Annotated in this window: 10 protein-coding genes; 5 read left to right on the top strand and 5 right to left on the bottom strand. The window is 36.1% G+C overall.

Annotated elements, in window-relative coordinates; translation table 11 throughout:
- Positions 1-57: 57 nt before the first annotated feature.
- From TX86_RS17395 to TX86_RS25865, 3 genes are all read left to right on the top strand, one after another.
- Positions 58-3,549 carry a S8 family peptidase gene (locus TX86_RS17395; RefSeq protein ID WP_042350864.1) on the top strand — a complete coding sequence of 1,164 codons (3,492 nt, stop codon included), beginning with the start codon at positions 58-60 and terminating at the stop codon, positions 3,547-3,549.
- A gap of 224 nt (positions 3,550-3,773) precedes the next feature.
- Positions 3,774-7,310 carry a S8 family peptidase gene (locus TX86_RS17390; RefSeq protein WP_042350862.1) on the top strand — a complete coding sequence of 1,179 codons (3,537 nt, stop codon included), beginning with the start codon at positions 3,774-3,776 and terminating at the stop codon, positions 7,308-7,310.
- Positions 7,311-7,668: 358 nt separating this feature from the next.
- Positions 7,669-9,621 carry a phosphodiester glycosidase family protein gene (locus TX86_RS25865; protein ID WP_052343719.1) on the top strand — a complete coding sequence of 651 codons (1,953 nt, stop codon included), beginning with the start codon at positions 7,669-7,671 and terminating at the stop codon, positions 9,619-9,621.
- A 98-nt stretch (positions 9,622-9,719) separates the two neighbouring features.
- Here the strand turns inward: TX86_RS25865 and TX86_RS17380 are convergent, their stop codons facing one another.
- The 3 genes from TX86_RS17380 to secA2 all read right to left on the bottom strand — a co-directional run bounded on the left by TX86_RS17380 (position 9,720) and on the right by secA2 (position 14,262).
- Positions 9,720-10,484 carry a TerC family protein gene (locus TX86_RS17380; protein WP_081707737.1) on the bottom strand — a complete coding sequence of 255 codons (765 nt, stop codon included), beginning with the start codon at positions 10,482-10,484 and terminating at the stop codon, positions 9,720-9,722.
- Positions 10,485-10,814: 330 nt separating this feature from the next.
- A complete protein-coding gene (locus TX86_RS17375) occupies positions 10,815-11,714 on the bottom strand; it encodes an accessory Sec system S-layer assembly protein (protein WP_042350860.1) in 900 nt (299 codons plus the stop codon).
- A 190-nt stretch (positions 11,715-11,904) separates the two neighbouring features.
- A complete protein-coding gene (gene secA2, locus TX86_RS17370; protein ID WP_042350858.1) occupies positions 11,905-14,262 on the bottom strand; it encodes an accessory Sec system translocase SecA2 in 2,358 nt (785 codons plus the stop codon).
- Positions 14,263-14,660: 398 nt separating this feature from the next.
- On the opposite strand from secA2, the gene TX86_RS17365 reads away from it, so the two are divergent.
- Positions 14,661-15,722 carry a glycosyltransferase family 4 protein gene (locus TX86_RS17365; RefSeq protein WP_042350856.1) on the top strand — a complete coding sequence of 354 codons (1,062 nt, stop codon included), beginning with the start codon at positions 14,661-14,663 and terminating at the stop codon, positions 15,720-15,722.
- A 587-nt stretch (positions 15,723-16,309) separates the two neighbouring features.
- Positions 16,310-17,617 carry a Na+/H+ antiporter family protein gene (locus TX86_RS17360; protein ID WP_042351198.1) on the top strand — a complete coding sequence of 436 codons (1,308 nt, stop codon included), beginning with the start codon at positions 16,310-16,312 and terminating at the stop codon, positions 17,615-17,617.
- A 291-nt stretch (positions 17,618-17,908) separates the two neighbouring features.
- Here TX86_RS17360 and TX86_RS17355 read toward each other — a convergent pair whose 3' ends face one another.
- Positions 17,909-18,982 carry an LCP family protein gene (locus TX86_RS17355; protein ID WP_042350854.1) on the bottom strand — a complete coding sequence of 358 codons (1,074 nt, stop codon included), beginning with the start codon at positions 18,980-18,982 and terminating at the stop codon, positions 17,909-17,911.
- A gap of 382 nt (positions 18,983-19,364) precedes the next feature.
- Positions 19,365-20,336, bottom strand: coding sequence for an LCP family protein (locus TX86_RS17350; protein ID WP_042350853.1), 972 nt, complete (start codon positions 20,334-20,336; stop codon positions 19,365-19,367).
- Position 20,337 lies beyond the last annotated feature (1 nt).

Here is a 20,337-nt window from a genome sequence, read left to right as displayed (position 1 = left end):
AAAAAAGAGATTAGTACATACATAATCTATTGTTCGATTTGAAAAAGGAGGATGTACATGAAGAAAGGTTTGAAAGTTTTTGCAGCAATTGGATTAAGCTCGATGCTATTGGCATCAATGGCTATTCCTTCTGCATCTCTAGCATCGACGAAAACGGCGCTAGAAAATGTAAAAAAATCATCAGTGAAAAAATCTTTAAAAGGAAATCAAGAAAAGAAAGTTCCAATGAGTGAAGACAGTTTTATCATTAAGTACAATAAAGCACTCACAGCTACAGAACATAAAGCTGCTGGAGGAACGCTGGTTCGGCAAGTTGCTAAATTGAATTATGCCGAAATCAAAGTAAAGAACAAGCAAAATTTAGCTAAAGTCATGAAAGCGTATCAAAAGCTAGGAAAAGTAGAATCTGTTCGACCTAGTATGTTATTCACCACCAGTTCTCTAGGCGATCCTAAGGCGAGCGAACAGTATCAACATGCGATGCTCCGTACAGAGCAAGCATTGCAATTAACAGGAAAGAATAAAGTGATTGTAGCTGTTATTGATACAGGTACAGATTCAAAACATCCTGATTTAAAGAATGTTGTACTACCAGGTTATAATGCTGCAAACCCTGCGAATCAAAATATTGCACAAGACATTGATCATGGTACGCACGTTTCAGGTATTATTGCCGCTGAAAAAGGAAACGGTATAGGTGGCTATGGGATTAACCCTAACGCAAAGATATTGCCAATCGATGTTTTTGATGGTGGCTGGGGTGCGTCTGATGTAAGTATTGCAGATGCCATTTTATATGCAGTTGAGAAAGGTGCAAAAGTTATTAATATGAGCTTAAGTGGACCTGGGACAACACCAATTCTTGAGGATGCAGTATCAAAAGCTATTGAAAGCGGCGTTGTTGTTGTAGCTGCTGCTGGTAATAGTGGCAGTGATGAAGTAGAATATCCTGCAGCCTATGAAGGTGTAATTAGTGTAGGTTCAATCAACAAGAAGAAAGAACTGTCTTCCTATTCTAATTTTGGACCTTCTGTAGACGTTGTAGCTCCAGGAGAAGATGTTTATAGTACGTTATACAATTATGAAAAGAAATCAACTTTCATTTCTGCTAGTGGTACGTCGATGGCATCGCCAGTGGTAGCAGGTGTAGCTTCGCTTCTGCTAGCGAAATATCCAAACTTAACACCAGCTCAAGTAGAATATATTTTAGAGAAAACAGCGGATGATCTTGGTGAAAAAGGCTTTGATACAAAATATGCGAACGGCCTTGTTAATCCCGTCAAGGCATTATCTTATAATGTGAAAGATATGCCATCCTATGTGAAAAATGAATGGACACATAAAGAAATTCAACTGCAAGCTGAGCAAGTAGATGCAACGGAGAAGGTTATTAAAGAAGGGGCTATTACAAAACCTTACGAACAAAAATGGATTCAACTTGAAGTGAAAAAGGGTGAGTATATTCAAACTGTTCTAGAAGGCTCTAAAATGTACGATTACAAAATCATGGGGCATTTCTTCGGGGGAAATAATAAAGTAGAATCATTTGATGTAAATGATTCACAAGAAGGTACAGTTGAAGGGAAGCTCATTCAAGCTCCATTTGATGGAACACTTGCAATTGGTGTAAAAGATGTAAATGGTAGTTTCGATGATTCTGTAAACCAAGCATCTAAATATAAATTAACAGTTGAAAAGGTAGCGGAATTACCTAAAGATGAATCAAGTGTAGAAAAGATGATTGATATTTCAAGTCTTCCATATCAATCGGGTAAGTCATTTACTCTAGCTGGTGAAAAAGGAGATTATGATTACTTTACACTGAAAGTACAGGAGGAACAGTTAGTTAAGCTTAATATGTCTGGTATTCCAGGTCTTAATACGGAAATCAGTGTGTATAATGCAAGCAATTTAGTAGATGGAGATTCAAGTGAACAGCCTTCCGAATTAGAGAAACTAGCTAGACTAAAAGAAGCTTTAGAAGGTGAAGAAAAACTACCAGCAGATTTTACAGGTAATAGTTATGGCGTAGGGAAAGGTGAAAGTGTTACATTTACAGCCCAACCAAACCAAGAGTATATTATTAAATTAGCTGGTGATGCCGTAAATATGAATGAAATCGATTTACTATTTGCTCAAATATTTGGCATTGATTTATCGTTACCAGATGAAGAGAAACCTTCTTCTCTTATTCCATATTCACTTAATGTGACAAGTAAAATGTTACCAGCCGATGAGGATGGATTAGATAGTAGTGTTCTAGGTGAAGAAAATCAAAACCATTCTGTAACGATTATTATTAGTAATGCTGCGAAGAAGAACAATAGTATTCGAGCAGCTGAAGATAATTATTTTGAAGAAGCAAATACAAAAGTGAATACCATATTAGAAAAAGCTTTGCCATACACAATTGGAGATAAAGCAAAAGGCTATATTCAAAATGAAATGGACCAAGATTATTTCTTTGTGGAGCCAGAAGAAACAGCAATCTATCAATTTGGATTGAAAAACTATGATGGCAATATTCCTTTTGCGGATATTATTGAGGTTAGTGAAGAAAAAGGTGAAGATGGTAAGACATATCTGATTCCGAATTATATTAGTGATAACATCGACTGGAGTGGCTTTGACAGAAGTGGTATGGAGCAATTCTATACAGGAATGGAAAAAGGTAAGAAATATTTAGTGAAACTTGCACCTAATGCAGAACAAGGAATATCTTTTGAACCGTATGAGTTAACGTCTAAGAAGATAATAACAGATCCATCTGATGCTTATGAGCCAAGTGATTATAAAAATATTAAAAACTTACCAGCCGCTACTTTCCAAGGTAATTTTGCAATGCCAAATGATAGTGATATTTTCTATTATCAAGCACCTGACACAGGTATAAAAGCAATTTCAGTTACAGCGGAAAAAGCGACTGAGGCGATGAAACAGCAATATCCACAAGAATTACTTAGTGATTTTGAAGGATTCGCTAGTGTAGTCGAAGATAAGAATGGTAATCGAGTGTTTGATGAGGGAGACGAAGTGGTTGCCTACATTGAAAAGGGACCAAGTGGATTCTCTTCAGGTTCATTTAAAGTGAAACAAGGACAAGGTTATTTGATTGAAATTTATGGATATACCACAGGTAATATACCGTTAACATTGCTACCATATACTTTTAAGCTAGAATCTATGAATAAGCAAGATGAGGTCTCAAGCCAACTAAAACCAATTAAAATGAAACAAGAAAATGGTGCGTTACAAACAGCAACTGGCTATTTGAATGCGGGTATTAACGGCGGAGACATTGATTGGTATCAGTTCGAAGTGAGTAAAGATTCGACTGTTACGGTAAAACTTGAAGCAGGTAAAGAAATAGATGGTGTACTCGGTATTTATCAAAATGGGAAGCTCATTCAAAACTCAGATCTTTATCATTTAGGTGATGATGAAGTGATTCAGTTGAATTTGGAGAAGGGCAAATATCAGGTGAAGGTAAATGATGCATATGGTACGGCAAGTATTTCACCGTATACATTGAAGGTTACAACGCCTTAAATTATATGTAATTAAAAAAACTGTTCCGTCTGTCGGTATACCCGGCGGAAGGTGCAGTTTTTTTGTATTTAAAAATATTTGAAATAAATATAAAAATATCCAAAATAATGAAACTTTTCCCAATTTCTATACGTCTAACAATCATGGGGTTTGCTATCTCTTATTGCAAAAGAGATTAGTAAATACATAATCTAGTAATTTTTAATATGAAAAGGGGGAAATGTATGAAGAAGAGTTTGAAAACAGTTGCTGCGTTTGGCTTGAGTTCACTTCTATTAGCATCTGCTGCTATGCCGTCAGCTACACTAGCAAAAGCAAAAACATTGCCTGTGCTAGATAATTTTAAGAGCATCTCCTATTTACAGTCTCAACAATTACAGCAAGATCAGCAAAAATCACCTTTTAGTGAGGATACTTTTATTATTCGATATAACAAACCGCTTACAGCAACAGAACATCGTGCAGCTGGTGGTACACTTGTACGTCAAATCGCTGATTTAAATTATGCAGTAGTGAAAGTAAAAAGCAAAAATGATTTAGCAAAAGTAATGAAAGTTTACCAAAAGCTAGAGAAAGTAACGTCAGTTAGCCCTAGTGTTCTTTATAAGCTGCAATCTCTAGGCGACCCTAAAGCGAATCAGCAATATCAATTGTCTATGCTACAAGTGGACAAGGCTCAACAGCTAGCAGGGAAAAATAAAGTAACAGTTGCTGTTATCGATATGGGAACAGACCCAAATCATCCGGATTTGAAAGATAATTTACTACCTGGTATTAACATTGCAAATCCAGGGAATCAACCGTTTGCAGCAGATCACGGTACACATGTATCCGGTATTATTGGAGCGGTCAAAGGCAATGGTATAGGTGGCTATGGGATTAATCCAAATGTGAAAATCTTACCGATTGATGTGTTGGATGGTAATGGCTATTACTTAAGTGATTATGTGCTAGCAGATGGTATTCTTACAGCTGTTGCAAAAGGTGCAAAGGTTATTAATATGAGTCTAGGAATGCCGTATAATTCTCCAGTCACAGAAGCGGCTGTTCAGAAAGCAATCAAAGCAGGTGTAGTAGTAGTAGCTGCTGCTGGAAATGATGCAGCAGATTATGTGAATTATCCAGCGGGCTATGAAGGTGTTATAAGTGTAGGGTCTATTAATAAGGAAAAGAAATTATCGGAGTTCTCAAGCTTTGGTCCTTCAGTTGATATTGTGGCTCCAGGTGAAGCAGTTTATAGTACGCTGTATGAGCCTTATAAAAAATCAACATACGCGGAAGGTAGCGGTACATCAATGGCTTCCCCAGTCATTGCAGGTGCAGCATCACTTTTATTATCGAAATATCCTAATTTAACACCAGCACAAGTGGAATACATTTTAGAACAAACAGCGGATGATTTAGGTGAGCCAGGTTATGATACGAAATATGCGCATGGGCTAGTGAATATTGTAAAGGCTTTATCATATGATGTTTCGAAACTACCAGCCTATGTAAAAGAAGATTGGACAAAGCAAGAAATCCTTGCGAAAGCAGAGAAAGTAGATGTTAGTAATCCGGTTGTGAAGGAAGATAGTATTACGAAACCGTTTGAGCAAAAATGGCTACAATTTGAAGTGAAGAAGGGCGAATATATACAAACGTCTTTACTAGGTGCAAAACAATATGATTATAAAATCATGACACATTTCTATGGCGCAAATGGAAAAGTACAATCTTTAGATATTAATGATTCGCAAGACGGTAGCTCAGAAGGTAAGTTACTGCAAGCACCATTTGACGGTACAATGGTTATCGGTGTGAAAGATGTTAACGCTAACTTTGATGACTCTGGAAACAAGGCATCTTCATACAAACTTTCTGTAACAGCAGCTAAAGAATTACCGAAAGATGAGTCCACCATTGAACAAATGATTGCTATTCCAAGTCTTCCATATAACACAGCGAAATCTTATACATTAGCAGTGAAAAATGGAGATTTTGATTACTTTACATTAAAGGTAAAAGAAGAACAGATGATTAGAGTGAATTTGTCTGAAATCCCAGGCTTAAACACAGATATTAGTGTGTACAATTTAAACAATATAATTCCAGAAGATGCGACTGGAGAGAATGGGGAACCTCTGTCACCTCAAGCAAAGCTAGATATGCTTAAAGTGTATTTAGAAGGAGAAGAATCAGGTGGACCAGAATTCTATGCGAATAATGGGAAGATTGGTCAAGGGGAATTATTAACCTTTACTGCTCAAGCAGATCAAGAGTATATCATTAAAATAGGCGCAAATGCATACGACTACAATACATTTTATTTCGGTCCGTCAATGGCTACGACAGAAATACTTGCATCTGAAGGTAATAACTCTTCCTTATTACCATACTCCTTAAAAGTTGATAGCAAGGTGTTACCAGAGGATGAAGATGGCATTAATGAAGAAACGTTATATGGAGAATCAGCAGAAAATGAGAAGAGTGGTGAGGCAGTAGCTACTTCTCAAAGATTATGGCAGAAGCAACGTTCTGCTGTTAAGGCTGCAAGCGATCCATATTTTGAAGAACAAAACCGTATCATGAAAACGTTACTTGATGGTGCTCAAAGTTATGGAATCGGTGACCGAGCGAAAGGATATTTACAAAACAATACGGATATAGATGTTTTCTTAATTAATCCTGAAGAAACAGCGATTTATGAATTTGGTATTAATAATAGAGAGAAGAAAACTCCATACGTAAGCATTTCTGAAGTGGTAGAAGAGAAAAATGATGATGGTGAAGTACTAACGTATCTAAACGGTATTAGCGAAAATATGGTTTGGGGTTGGTATAACGCTGACATGAAGGATAAGTTCTATACAGGCTTACAAAAAGGGAAAAAATATCTTGTAACGATTTCTGGTAATTATTATTCTGAAGATGGAAATGCAATATCATTTGAACCATATGAGTTAACAAGTAAATTAGCCGTTGCGAATCCTGAAGATGAATATGAGCCAAACAACGAAAAAGACGATATCGCAAAATTATCTTCGTCAAGTATAAAGGCAAACTTAGCTATGCCTAATGATATTGATCGTTATTATTATGCAGCAAACGAAACAGGTATTAAAGGTATCTCAGTGGAAGTAGATCCTGTGACAAATGCGTTAAGAAACCAGTATCCAAGTGAATTAATCCAACCATATCATGGCTATGCAACAATTATTGAAGATTCGAATGGTAACGGTAAATTGGATGAGGGTGACCAAGAAATTCAAGTAATTGAAAGAGGTTTACAAAATTTTACATCAGGGTCCTTTAAAACAGTTCAAAATAAAGGATACTTTATTGTCGTTGGAGGTTACAGCTTAGACTATACATCTTCATTCTCGTTACTACCTTATACATTGAAATTAGAATCGCTGAATAAGAAAGATGAAGTATCTAGTCAGGCGAAACCAATGAAGATGAAGCAAGCAAGCGGCACTTTACAAACAGCTACAGGCTACTTGAATGCAGGAGTTACAGGTGGAGATGTGGATTGGTATGAATTTGACTTAAAGAAAAATGCTGCTGTAACAGTGAAACTTGAAGCTGGAAAAGAAGCAGATAGCGTTATCAGCCTGTATTCTAATGGTAAATTAATTAAGGAATCCGATTCATACCATCAAGGTGATCTTGAAGAATTCCAAATGAATTTACAAGCAGGCAAATATCAAGTTAAAGTAAGTGATGCAAATGGTGCAGCTAGTATCACGCCATATACATTGAAAGTATATGCTCCTTAATTCAAATAGTTTTTAAGAATGCATGATTAAGAGGTTATTTCCAAAGTGAAAATGGAAATAACCTCTTTTTTACCTGAAAAATGGAATAAAATATGGAAAAATATTATAATTATATCCAATAGAAGAAATATTTTCATAATAGTCTTGTAATACGTTTGGTATATGATAAAATATGTATTGTAATACCATTTCCGTTTTGTAATACGATAAACGTAGGTCAAAGGTTGGTCGAAGACAAAAAAGATATCTGCTTACTAGCAGATATCTTTTTTGTTTTACCCATAACGTTTGGAATAGAAAGGTAAATATAGTAGAGTAGTAGAGTAATAGAAGAAAAATTAGAAAGGTTGTAATAGTTTTGAATATTAAAAGAGTAACATCTAGTTTACTTCTCTGTTGCTGTGCTTTACTGGTTTTTGGGGGTTCGAAGAGTTTTGCTGCCTATACGGCGGTAACACCTGGCGTTGATTGGAGTTCTGAACAAACGGTTATCGATAAGCGGAATCAATTAGTTAATACATTGAAACTTAATTTAAATAACCCGTATACAACGGTTGATTTTGGTGTATCAACGCCTATTGAAAAAATGTTGCCTGTAACGTCACTTGCAAAGGTCGAAACTCGTGACAAACATCACGTTGTCGGAGCTGTTAATGCCTCTGTTTATAATATGACTACTGGTAATATTTCTTATCTATTAGCGAAGAATAATAAAATTCTCCATTTAGGTAAAGAAGCAGATGCGGATACAGGCTATATGCATGTTCCAGCTGCTATCGGTTTAACGAAAGATAAAAAGGCAATTATTGATCGTTTTAATGTTGATATTGCTGTTACACATAATAATCAAACGATAAAGATGAATCATTATAATGTAGATAGAGAAGATAACAATAGTGTTTTATATACTTCTAAATATAGTTATGGAGACACTATTGGTAAAACTCGAACAAATCAATTTGGCTATGAAGTAGTTATTAAAGGTTTATCGAAGATTCTTGATCAAGAGGCATCATTTGGAGAAACTCTTACAGGGAAAGTAGCAAGTATTAGACCTTATGGACAAACAACGGGTAGTACAATCCCGAAAGATGGTTTTGTCTTATCTGCTTCAGGAACGCAAGTAGCTGCTTTGAAAAATATGAAAATAGGAGACTCTGTCTCTGTTACATTAAATATTGATGATAAATGGAAAGATGCACAATTTATGTTAGCGAGCGGTCCGTTGCTAGTGCAAGATGGAAAGGTAAATATAACGGTCTCAGGTGATAAAGCTAGGGAGCGATCAGCTCGTACGGCTGTTGCAATCGATATAACAGGTAAGAAAGTATTTATGGTTACTGTTGATCAAAAAGGAAAAAATAAAGGTATGACATATCGCGAATTTGCTAATCTTTTAATTAAGAAAGGGGCTTACCAAGCTATTAATTTAGATGGTGGTGGTTCAACGACAATGGCTGTTAGAAGTCCATGGAATCGTTATGCTTCATTAGTGAATATGCCAACCTACGGCAATCAACGTTATGTTACGGCTATATTAGAGGCGATTAGCACAGCTCCTTATGGTGTACCGAACGAACTTCAAGTATCTCAATCCACTAAAGGAAATGTAGTGGTAGGAAGTAAGGTAAGCTTTAATGTTACATCTGCATTAGATAGCTATAAAAATCTTTTGAATCCTTCTGCATATCCTGTTCAATATTCCGTTGAGGGAAATATAGGACGTATGGACAACTCAACATTTATAGCGGAACGAGTGGGTACAGGCAGTGTAGTGATTAAGAGCGGTACTGCTGTGAAGAAAATTCCAGTTACAGTAATCGACAATAAACCCGTCGTTGTAAGCTCATTAGATTCTGTTAAACAGTGGAAGCCTGCAAGTGCAAAAGCAAAAACTAGTTTAATAGAAAATCATAGTAGCTTGAAAAAAGAAGGTACAGGATATATTGGAATCAAGTATGATTTTACAAGCTATAAAAGTAGTGCTGTATCTGCTTCATATATGAAGCCTTCATCAAAATTAACTGTACCTTCGACACCAACTTCACTTTCTGTTTGGGTATGGGCGGATGCGAAGAAGCATTGGCTACGAACTAAAATTTTAGATAAGAATGGTAAAGAGTACACACTTAATTTCACGGAAGAACATAAGCTTGATTGGAAAGGACAATGGAAGCAAGTAAAAGCAGTCATTCCAAAAAATATTGCTTATCCAATTTCCATCGAAAGTATTTATGTAGCTGAAGGAAATGCTACTAATAAAAATAGTGGTACAATTTATTTAGATGCATTGATGGCTAACTATAATTAATAGAAAAACGGATGTCCTCGTTTCATAAGGACATCCGTTTTTTATATTCATATAATATGCTATTTTTTATTCGTTGTATGAAAATACAATGTGGAATGTTAGACAGTTCGTCCTTCTTTTCCTTTGTGAAAATAATGAACAACAAATGTAACAACGAAAGCTAAAATCATCACTGTGAAGAAGATACTATTAGGAATTTCAATGTCTAGTAATGTTAATCCCATCTTTGCTCCAATGAAGGCGATAAGAATATAAGCGGTTGTTTCTAGTTCCGGCACTTTATTCATCAGCTCGATAAATAGTGTTGCAATTCCACGCATTAATAGAATTCCTAGCATGCCCCCTAACAGAACGAGCCATAATTCATCCGATACTGCTAGCGACGCAAGGATACTATCAACTGAAAAGCTTAAATCCATCAATTCAATGCTAATGATGGTAGCCCAAAATACACCGAACATCTTGACTAGCATACCACCAGCAGCCTTTGGCGTGTGGTTTTCTTCTTCTGTAGTACTTTTTGAACTATATTTATCTTTAAAGAATTTGAAAGCTAACCATAATAAGTATAGAGCTCCTAATAATTTAATAAACCATAAGTGAATTAAATAGGCTCCTAAACCAATTAGAATAAAACGGAAGATATAAGCACCCCATAATCCATACACTAATGCTTTCTTTTGTTGATGCTTTGGTAGTCGCTGTACAAAAGCAGATAGTACTAATGCGTTATCGGCAGATAGTAAGCATTCTAGTACAGCTAATGATAGAATCATTCCCCAAGAGCTTGGCTTTGAAAGTTCTTCAATCCACATATTTAAATCTAGTAAGCTGGCATATGATGCGAATATGTCATGTATCAACGTTTCTTCCCCCTTAATAGGTAAGTATAGACCTATTGAAGACAATCATCCAGAATCACGCTCAAACTAAGAAAAGCGCAAGCGCCCGTTCTGCGACGTATAGATTGGAGCACTTCGACTGAGATAAAGGAAACACGAAGAGGTGGTAGCCGATTCGATGTTGACTTATCGTAGGGAGATGGGCGAAATCTACTAGTCGCTGGGCGCTGGAGCTAGACACCATTCAAAATTATATACTTTCTTACCTGGTCCTTTTTGATAGGTTCTAGATTCTTGCCTTACTTCAATGCAAAAAACAGACTCATTCAAAAGAATAAGTCTGTTTCTTGATTAAGCTTCTACAGCTGCAACTTTCCAAGAGCTGAAATCAAGCTCATCTTTTAATACTAATGATTTTGGGAAGATGAATGTCCAAGGCTTAGTTGTGTTGGCTTTCACTTCTAAGTCATCTAATTTAAAAGCTCCCTTTGCAACGATGTCACCAGAAGCATCCCATACTTGAAGCGGCAATTGTTGAATGCTAATTGATTTAGGGCTACCGTTTCTGATTAGGACAGTTACATGTAAATTCCCATCTTGATGTTGAACTGCTTGTAGACCCATAAAGTTTACTTCACCGTGTTTTGGAGGAGTTAGCCCATCTACGATTTCTTGCAATTGAGCTTTACCTTCAGAGCTTAAGCTCTTATCCCAAGATTCAGCAAGATCTAAAGCGTGCTTCGGTTTAATCTCAAAAGCAAGTGTCCAATCAGTTGTTGAAAACTCACTTTTCATTAGAGATTCTTTTGGAAATACGAATTGCCATGGACGGCTACTAGTCTTTGGTAGTTCGCCTAGTTCTGACATATCAAATTCATGACGAGCAAATGGCTCTTGGTTTTCGTCTAATAATAATAACGTAACATTTTCAAATGTAATCGCTTTGTTTAAACTGTTACGGACAAAGGCGATAGCAACTATATTATCCCCATTTTGTTGTAACTCAATTCCAGATAATGAAATTTGATTAGGTTTCAGTGGTGATAGTTCATTATTCAAGAAACGATATACATAACCTTGTTCTTGAGAAAGTGTCCAAGAAGGGTGTAACGATAATTCTGTTTCGATTTCTGTTTCTTGACTAAAATCGATATTTTCATCCTTCTGGTTTAAAATTTCCTCTGAAGAAACGGTGCTTTCTTTTCCTTCATTTTTTAGTTTTTTATCATTTTTACGAAACATGGAAAGCATAAGTATTCCTCCTGAATGTCTACTGATTTATTTAATCTCGATGTGTCTAGCGTAAGTAGCTCAGCTCCTAGTGTGCTTCGCCATCCTCCCTACGATAATCGACTGTCGTCTCTTCGTGTATCCTTTATCAATAGGAAGAGGGCTCCAGCACATACGGAGCTTAACGGAGCTTAACGGAGCACTTACGCTTTTATTGTTGTAAATTAATTAACTGAATTAAATGAGCTGTTTCTAGAGCGATGTATTTACCGATTTTGTTGTAAGAAAGTGTGAATAGTTCTAATCCTTCTTTTTGGTAAATACGCATTGGGTCTTCTTGTTGGTAATAGCGAAGACCAATACCTTCTTTTAATCTGGCCATTAGTTCTAGATGGCTAACCCATTGACGATCTAATACACCAATAATGGCATATTTTAATGAAGTCTGGAAGTTTTCAGATTCTTCTTGTGCAAGCAGTTGCTCTAAATAGCTGTCTAAGTAAGGCTTCACGATATCCTGAGCATCTTGTTGATTTGTCATTCGATCAACAAGTGAAATTTCATGAGTAGCTAAGAGGCTATTTAGTTCTTCCTGAAGTGCTTGAATTGGCCATTCTTCTGGAACAACTTCTTCTCGACATGCTTGTTCAATAGCATTGTTCACAGAAAGTGTAATCATTTTTTTCGCTAGCTCGATAATCTCTTCTCCAGCAATTACTTTATTGCGGATAGAGTAAATAATATTGCGCTGTTCATTGATAACATCATCTAGCTTAAGGTTGTATTCACGCATGCCATAGTTTGATCCTTCTACAATACGCTGCGTACGATCGATGAATTCATCAATTATTTTATTAGTTATTAATCCGGTAGTATCTGCTTTTAGTTTTTTACTCATTTTTTCTACTTCTTCATGAGCAAAACGACGGAACATATCATCTTCTAAAGAGAGGAAGAATTGCGTTCTTCCTGGGTCCCCTTGACGTCCAGCACGACCTCGTAATTGGTTGTCTACTCTTCGGCTTTCATGTTTTTCCGTTCCTAAAACAAATAGTCCACCGATTTCAGATACACCTTCACCAAGTAAGATATCTGTACCACGACCAGCCATATTTGTTGCGATTGTAATATGATTTTTTTGTCCAGCTAAAGAAATTAGACGAACTTCTTGTTCAACGCTTTTCGCGTTTAAGATTTCATATTCTAGCCCAGCTTCTTTTAGTAAATCAGCTACTTTTTCAGATTGCAGAATGGATGTTGTTCCAATTAGAACGGGCTGACCTTTACTATGGCATTCTTTCACTTGCTCAAGCATCGCAGCGTATTTTTGCTCTGTTGTTTCGTACATGCGATCTTTTAAATCTTCCCTAGCTTTTGGTCTATTTGTAGGAATTGGCACAACTTGCATTTTATAAACTTCCAAAAATTCCTTCTCTTCTGTTTTGGCAGTACCAGTCATACCAGAAAGGAATGGATACATTCTAAAATAGTTTTGGATGGTGATAGATGCTTGTGTTTTATTTTCTTCTGTAAGAACTAATCCTTCTTTAGCTTCAATTGCTTGATGCAAGCCATCACTCAATGAACGCCCTTCCATGATACGGCCAGTAAACATATCAACAAGAAGAATTTTACCTTCTTTGACAATGTAATCAACATCGCGTTTGAACATAACATGCGCACGTACACCTTGTATCACATAATGGTAAAGTGTTTGGTGATCTAAGTCATATAAGTTATCAACACCGAATGCTTTTTCAATCTTTTCAATTCCAGCATCCGTTAAGTTCGTTGCTTTTGTTTCTTCATCAAATGAATAGTGCTCATCTTTTTTGAATGATTTCGCTAAACGAGCTGAAATATAATGAAGGTCTGTGTTTGCTTCCATTTTTCCGGCGATTATTAGCGGTGTTTTTGCTTCGTCAATAAGTACGCTATCTACTTCATCGATGATGGCAAAGTGATATGGGCGTTGAACTTTTTCCTTTGGATCGACAACCATATTGTCTCGCAAATAGTCAAAACCAAATTCAGTACCTACACCATAAGTGATATCTGCATTATAAGCTGCTTGTTTATCAGGAGTTTGCATTTGAGGTAGGTTTAACCCTACAGTTAAGCCTAAAAATTCATGAATTTGTCCGATGATTTCACGGTCACGATTTGCTAAATATTCATTAACCGTAATGACATGAACGCCTTTTCCTTCAAGTGCTCTTACATAACTTGGGAGAGATGCTACGAGAGTCTTTCCTTCACCTGTAGCCATTTCGGAGATGTTTCCTTCACAGAGAACAAGTCCACCAATTAATTGAACATCAAAATGGCGCATACCTAAAACACGTCTGGATGCTTCACGAACGACAGCGAAAGCATCAGGAATAATATCTTGAATCTTTTTACCGTTCTCTAGTTCACTTTTGAAAGTAACGGTCATATCTTTTAATTGTTCATCACTGAACGATTGATACTTTTCTTCAAGTGAGTTGATTTGATTTACAATCTTATAATATCTTTTAAGCTTTTTTTGACTATTATCTGTAAGTGAATTTTTTAAAAAGGATAACATGATGATTGAATGCCCCTTATATCTAAGTGAATTTTCTATTTTTTACAATATCTTATATCTTACCAAAATTAAGTAATAAAAACTATACTATAGGATGAGAAAGATTTTGGAACATTTTATGACTGAATGAATGATTGCTAGAAAAGGATTCTATTAAGTTTTTAATTACTTCAAATATGATATTAATGAGAAGGAATTGTTAAATTTTATCGATTTCAGATAAAAATAGTTTGAAAGTTTTAGTAGGATTCAGTAAAATATGCTAGAGTGATGTTTTACGATGTAGATATATGGGAATTTAGATGAATGATAATTACCCATACTCTGCAAACAAAAGTTACAATTGACAATTTAAATCTTACTACAATTGGTTATGATAATATCTGAGGAGGTACTACATGGTCTACCTTACCTTGTTAATATGTTTTATTGCTACGCTGATTATTACACCCTTGGTAAAAAAATTGGCCTTCAAGATTGGAGCAACTGACAAGCCCAATCATCGTAAAGTTCATCAAAAAATTATGCCACGTCTTGGTGGTTTAGCGATATTTATTAGTTTTTTAATTGGTATGTTGGTTCTTCAACCACAACCACAAGATAGCACGAGTGCATGGGCAATCATCATTGGTGCAAGTATTATTGTTGTCATTGGTGTCTTCGATGACATGTTAGAATTATCGGCTAAAGTGAAGTTTATCGGTCAAATCGCGGCTGCATTAATCGTAGTGCTTAGTGGTGTCCAAGTCGATTACATTAACCTTCCATTCGGTGGAGAAATTCACCTTGGTATGCTAAGTATTCCATTAACAATCATTTGGATTGTAGGTATTACGAATGCCATTAATTTAATTGATGGTTTAGATGGATTAGCTGCGGGTGTCTCAACCATTGCTTTAATTACGATTTCTGGAATGGCGATGTTAAAAGGCGACATGTTCGTTTTAAGCATTGGTGCGATTTTAATTGGTAGTACATTAGGATTTCTTAAATATAATTTTCACCCAGCTAAGATTTTCATGGGTGATACAGGCGCGCTTTTCTTAGGATTTATGATTGCTGTTCTGTCACTTCTAGGATTTAAAAACGTAACAATGATCTCGTTAATTGTTCCGGTAATCATCCTAGGTGTTCCGATTTCTGATACATTCTTTGCAATCATCAGAAGAATCGTGAATAAGAAGCCGCTATCTGCTCCTGATAAGTCGCATTTGCATCACTGTATGCTTCGATTAGGATACTCACATCGACAAACAGTGCTCATTATTTACGCAATGGCTGCATCATTTGGTTTAGCCGCATTTATTTTCTCAATGTCGACACTTTGGGGTGCGTTGTTAATCATAGGGATCTTGCTATTAGCGATAGAAGTATTTGTTGAGAAAGTAGGGCTTGTTGGTAGTAACTATAAGCCACTTCTACGAATGATTTCAACAAAGGATGCAAATTCCGATAAATAATATAACTAACATTAAGCTGACCGATTATGGTCAGCTTTTTTTGTTGTCTAACTTTATTTCTGCCTTTTTTGATAGAAAGTTCAACAAGATGATTAATCATTAATCAAATAAGACCGATGACGGTTTTCATAATGTCTAGCTCCAGCGCCCAGCTCCTAGTGTGCTTCGCCATCCTCCCTACGATAAGTCAACATCTCGAATCGCCTAGCGTCTCTTCGTGTTGTCCAGTTCCGAACGCCATCGGCTCTCGAGGTCATAAGTCAATCAGTCCAGAAGGTTAAAAGCGACCTTCTAGCCAGCTTGCCTTATGCTTGTCACCGATAAACGGGCGTTCTCCACATTTCGGTTTTTCCTTTATCTCGGTTGGAGGGCTCCAGCACATACGGAGCTAATCATGGCGCTTGCACTTTTCATAATGGCTTTATACATATAAAGGATGCCTTCATCTTTAGTTAATATGCTTCTTATTTTTCCCATATTTTAAATTGACCACATTCTTATGAAATTGCCAAATTATACTTCTAGATACATTCAATTTAGTTTGTTAAAGTACTAATATATTAAAGAAGAGAAGTTGGTTTGATATGATGCTTACAAACGCAGTACTTATTAGTGTGATATTGCTTGTTATATTAAGTTTATTAAGAGTGAATGTGTTATTTTCCCTTATTATTGCAGCTTTAGTAGCAGGTTTAATTTCGGGGATGGATTTAGTTGAAACAACGTCTGTGATGATCTCAGGAATGGGTGGGCAGGCGAATACAGCCTTAAGTTATATATTGCTTGGTATTTTTGCGGTGATGATTGGAATGTCTGGTATTACGACTATTCTAGTGAATAAGATGTTAGTCGTATTCAAAGGGAAGAAAGTTGCTCTTGTGCTAACGATTGCAGGTATTGCTTGTTTATCTCAAAATGTAATTCCTGTTCACATCGCATTCATTCCCATCTTAATACCACCTTTACTGGTTTTATTTGATCAATTGAAGTTAGATAGACGAGCAGTTGCAGCTGCACTAACTTTTGGATTGAAAACACCATATATAATGATACCTGCAGGTTTTGGATTAATATTTCAAGGTATTATAAGAGACGAAATGAAAGCTAACAACATGTTTATTGCTTTGAATGATGTTACGATTGCAATGCTTATTCCGGGTGCAGGAATGATTGTTGGCTTGCTAATTGCTATCTTTATTACGTATCGCAAAGATCGTGTCGTGAATTCCTCTTTGAAGCAACATCAGAATATAGAAGTTAATATAAGTGATTTACAGTGGATATTTACCCATTGGATAACAATCATTGCAATCATTGTAGCCTTAGCGGTTCAATTATTAACAAAATCATTAGTACTAGGTGCATTAATCGGAATAGCTGTATTATTTGCTACGAGAGTTGTTAAAATGAGTGAAGGCGACCGAATTGTCCAAGAAGGAATGAGTATGATGGGGACGATTGCCTTTGTTATGCTTATCGCGTCGGGTTATGCAACCGTTTTGAAAGAAACTGGTGCGGTAAATGATTTGGTACAACAAACAACTGCTGTTATAGGTACGTCAAAGTTGGCAATTGCCTTTGTTATTTTACTTGTTGGATTAGTTATTACAATGGGGATAGGCTCTTCGTTTGGAACAATCCCAATCCTAGCAACGCTATATGTTCCGATTTGTGCGGCAGCTGGATTCTCACCATTGGCAACTGCAGCTCTTATAGGAACAGCTGGCGCATTGGGGGATGCTGGATCGCCAGCCTCTGATAGCACGTTAGGCCCAACTTCGGGCTTGAATGCAGATGGTAAGCATCATCACATATGGGATACATGCATTCCGACATTTCTACACTATAATATCCCGCTGATTGTTTTTGGGATTATTGCTGCACTTGTACTGTAAGTATTTCCTATGCAATAATTTGGGGATGAATTAAGTGTTAGAATGGATTGTATGTATATACAGAAATATAAAGGGAAATGTTATTGTAGAAGTTTCACGGTAGTTTTCTTAAGGTGCTCAAAATATGGGCACCTTTTTTCATTGTATTAAGTATGGGAGAGAACCTGAAAATATAAGCTGAGAGCTCAAAATATGAGCGGAGAACCAAATTATATAAGCAGAGTACCGAATGCATCAGCAAAACCTCGAACATATATAATAAAAGGTGCCACATATTGAGGCACCTTTTTATTATAAATCTTGTTTATCTTCATCATCTGACGAATTAGTATTATTCATTGCTTCATTGATTGGTTGCTGCTCTTGAGCAAGGTTAGAAGAGGAAGCTGTGTTAGTTCCTTCTAAATGTGCTTTCAAGCTGTTTTTTGTATCTTCTAAAGCATCTTCATCAAGCTTGTAGTAGTAAATATCATTGATGTAATCGTCTTCACCTTGAAGTTGGATAGGCTCGATTTCTAAGCCTTTATTTTTTAAAGCGAATGCCATGAATGCTTTCATCTGGCTAAATGTCATGTTTGTTTTCATATTGTCGCCAATAGCCTCTAATACATTTGTATACTTTGCGAGAGAGGAAGCTGAAGTTGCTTTAGAGACAATAGCTTGGATAACTTCTTGTTGACGTTGTCCTCTTAGCATATCAGTGTCTTGTTTACGAGTACGAGCGAAGGCTAACGCTTCTTCACCATTCACTTCTTGTCTTCCTTTTTGTAAATGAATTGCATTATGACGATCTTCTGAATCTTTTTCAAACATTTCATATGGTACGTCTACTTCAATGCCACCCAATGCATCAACAATGTCGATGAATGCATAGAAGTTTACGCGTACATAATAATCAATAGGAATATCTAATAAATTTTCTACTGTTTCAATTGTACTTTTTGGACCGTTTAGTGCATATGCGTGGTTGATTTTTGTATAATCTCCTTTTTCAGGGACATATACATAAGAATCACGAGGAATGCTTAATAGTTTAACGGATTTATCTTTCTTATTAAATGTTGCGACCATTAGCGCATCTGAACGTGTTGAATCTTGGTAGTTACGGGAATTACTATCATCTACACCAATAATTAATATAGAGGTATTTTCTACTTTTGTAGATAATTCAGCGATGCTTCTATCGGTTCCATCTACTGATTCGAATGATTTATTTGCAACTTGTTCTGCTTTATTATATAGGTTAGCTACATAGCCAATTCCAGCCAACATTAGAACGAATATTGGCGTTAAGATCATGATGGCTAGTTTTTTTCGACTTTTTTTCTTTTTCGTAACGATGTAAATCTTACGGTTCTCATGCATCGAGTTGTTCTCCTTTGTTATACGTATCATGAAAAACAGGTATACCAAGATTTATTTTACCTTCTTTTTTAAAGTTCGTAAAATAATAATCACATTCTAGTAGTTTACCATAATGTTTAATTACTGTGTTCTATGTGTAATATTCGTAATAAAAAAGAAATTTGCTAGACATTTTATATCCATTTTTTTACTTTTTTTAAAAAGCGCAAGCGCCCGTTTTGCGATGTATAGATTGAAGCACTTGGTTTTCAAAACAGGTTGGCTTATTTCAGAGCATAGCAGGTGTAAGGTTGGACACAGCACAAATTTATATAACTTCTTATTCTTTTAAAAAAAACGCCTCATTTTATAATGAGACGTTTTGAATGGACGGGTCGCCCTCTTATTTTGCTTTATAATTTAAATGATCTTGTAGTTCTTTTTTCGTTTTTTCTAATGCATCTTGATCAGGCATGAAGTACCATGTACCTAATGATGAATCTCCTTCACCTTCTAAAGTTAATGTTTTAATATCTTGAGAAGTAAAACCTTTAAATTTTGTTGTAAAGGCTAGAAGGTCTGTTACCTTTAAGTTTGTTTCTACATTATCCCCTACGTGCTTCGCTATATCATCGACTTTTAATAAATTCTTTGGTGTAATCAGTGCATCAAATGCAGCTTTTACCACTTCTTTTTGTCGATCAGCACGACCGAAATCTCCATTTGGGTCACGCTTACGCATTCTAGTATAACCTAGAGCTTCTTCACCATTTAACTTTTGTTTACCTTCCTTATAATACAGTTTCTTACGAGGGAAAGTATCTGTGTATTCCCAGAAATCAAATGGTACGTCTACAGTTACTCCACCTATTTCATCAATGATTTCTTTGAAGCCTTCAAAGTTCACAGTGGCATAGAAGTCAATCGGAATGTCTAGAAAGTCTTCCACAGTTTCGATTGTTGATTCTTTACCATTATTATAGGCAGAATTTATTTTTGCTTTTTTATCTTTACTTGGAATGTATACTCGTGTATCTCGTGGGATACTCATTAGCTTCATTGATTTAGATTCAGGGTTGAAAGTAGCAACCATAATGGAATCTGTACGGCCACCTTTTCCTCCAGAGGCATAATCTTCTACACCTAATAAAAGAATGGAAACAGGCTCCTTACCAAATTGAACAGCTTTATTACGCAGTTTAGATTTTTCACCACGAGAAAGTTGAACGTATGAATCATTTGCAGCTTTTGTGGCTTCGTAGACAACGTAAGCACCATATCCAGCTATAGCAAGTATTATTACCATAAAGAAAAGAAGAACTTTTCTCCATCTTTTCTTTTTCTTCTTAACAATTCTTCTTCGAGTCTGTTCCATT

The organism is Bacillus massiliigorillae (assembly GCF_000380245.2).
In the GTDB taxonomy this organism is placed as follows: Bacteria; Bacillota; Bacilli; order Bacillales; family DSM-1321; genus Bacillus_AD; species Bacillus_AD massiliigorillae.
Note: the sequence above shows the minus strand (reverse complement) of the source record. Positions and strands in the feature narration are given on the sequence as shown.

Bases quoted from the DNA above. Each gene is read 5' to 3' on its own strand.
- TX86_RS17360 (WP_042351198.1), top strand. From the start codon at position 16,310: ATGCTTACAAACGCAGTACTTATTAGTGTGATATTGCTTGTTATATTA.
- TX86_RS17365 (WP_042350856.1), top strand. From the start codon at position 14,661: ATGGTCTACCTTACCTTGTTAATATGTTTTATTGCTACGCTGATTATT.
- secA2 (WP_042350858.1), bottom strand. From the start codon at position 14,262: ATGTTATCCTTTTTAAAAAATTCACTTACAGATAATAGTCAAAAAAAG.
- TX86_RS17355 (WP_042350854.1), bottom strand. From the start codon at position 18,982: ATGCATGAGAACCGTAAGATTTACATCGTTACGAAAAAGAAAAAAAGT.
- TX86_RS17390 (WP_042350862.1), top strand. From the start codon at position 3,774: ATGAAGAAGAGTTTGAAAACAGTTGCTGCGTTTGGCTTGAGTTCACTT.
- TX86_RS17350 (WP_042350853.1), bottom strand. From the start codon at position 20,336: ATGGAACAGACTCGAAGAAGAATTGTTAAGAAGAAAAAGAAAAGATGG.
- TX86_RS17375 (WP_042350860.1), bottom strand. From the start codon at position 11,714: ATGCTTTCCATGTTTCGTAAAAATGATAAAAAACTAAAAAATGAAGGA.
- TX86_RS17395 (WP_042350864.1), top strand. From the start codon at position 58: ATGAAGAAAGGTTTGAAAGTTTTTGCAGCAATTGGATTAAGCTCGATG.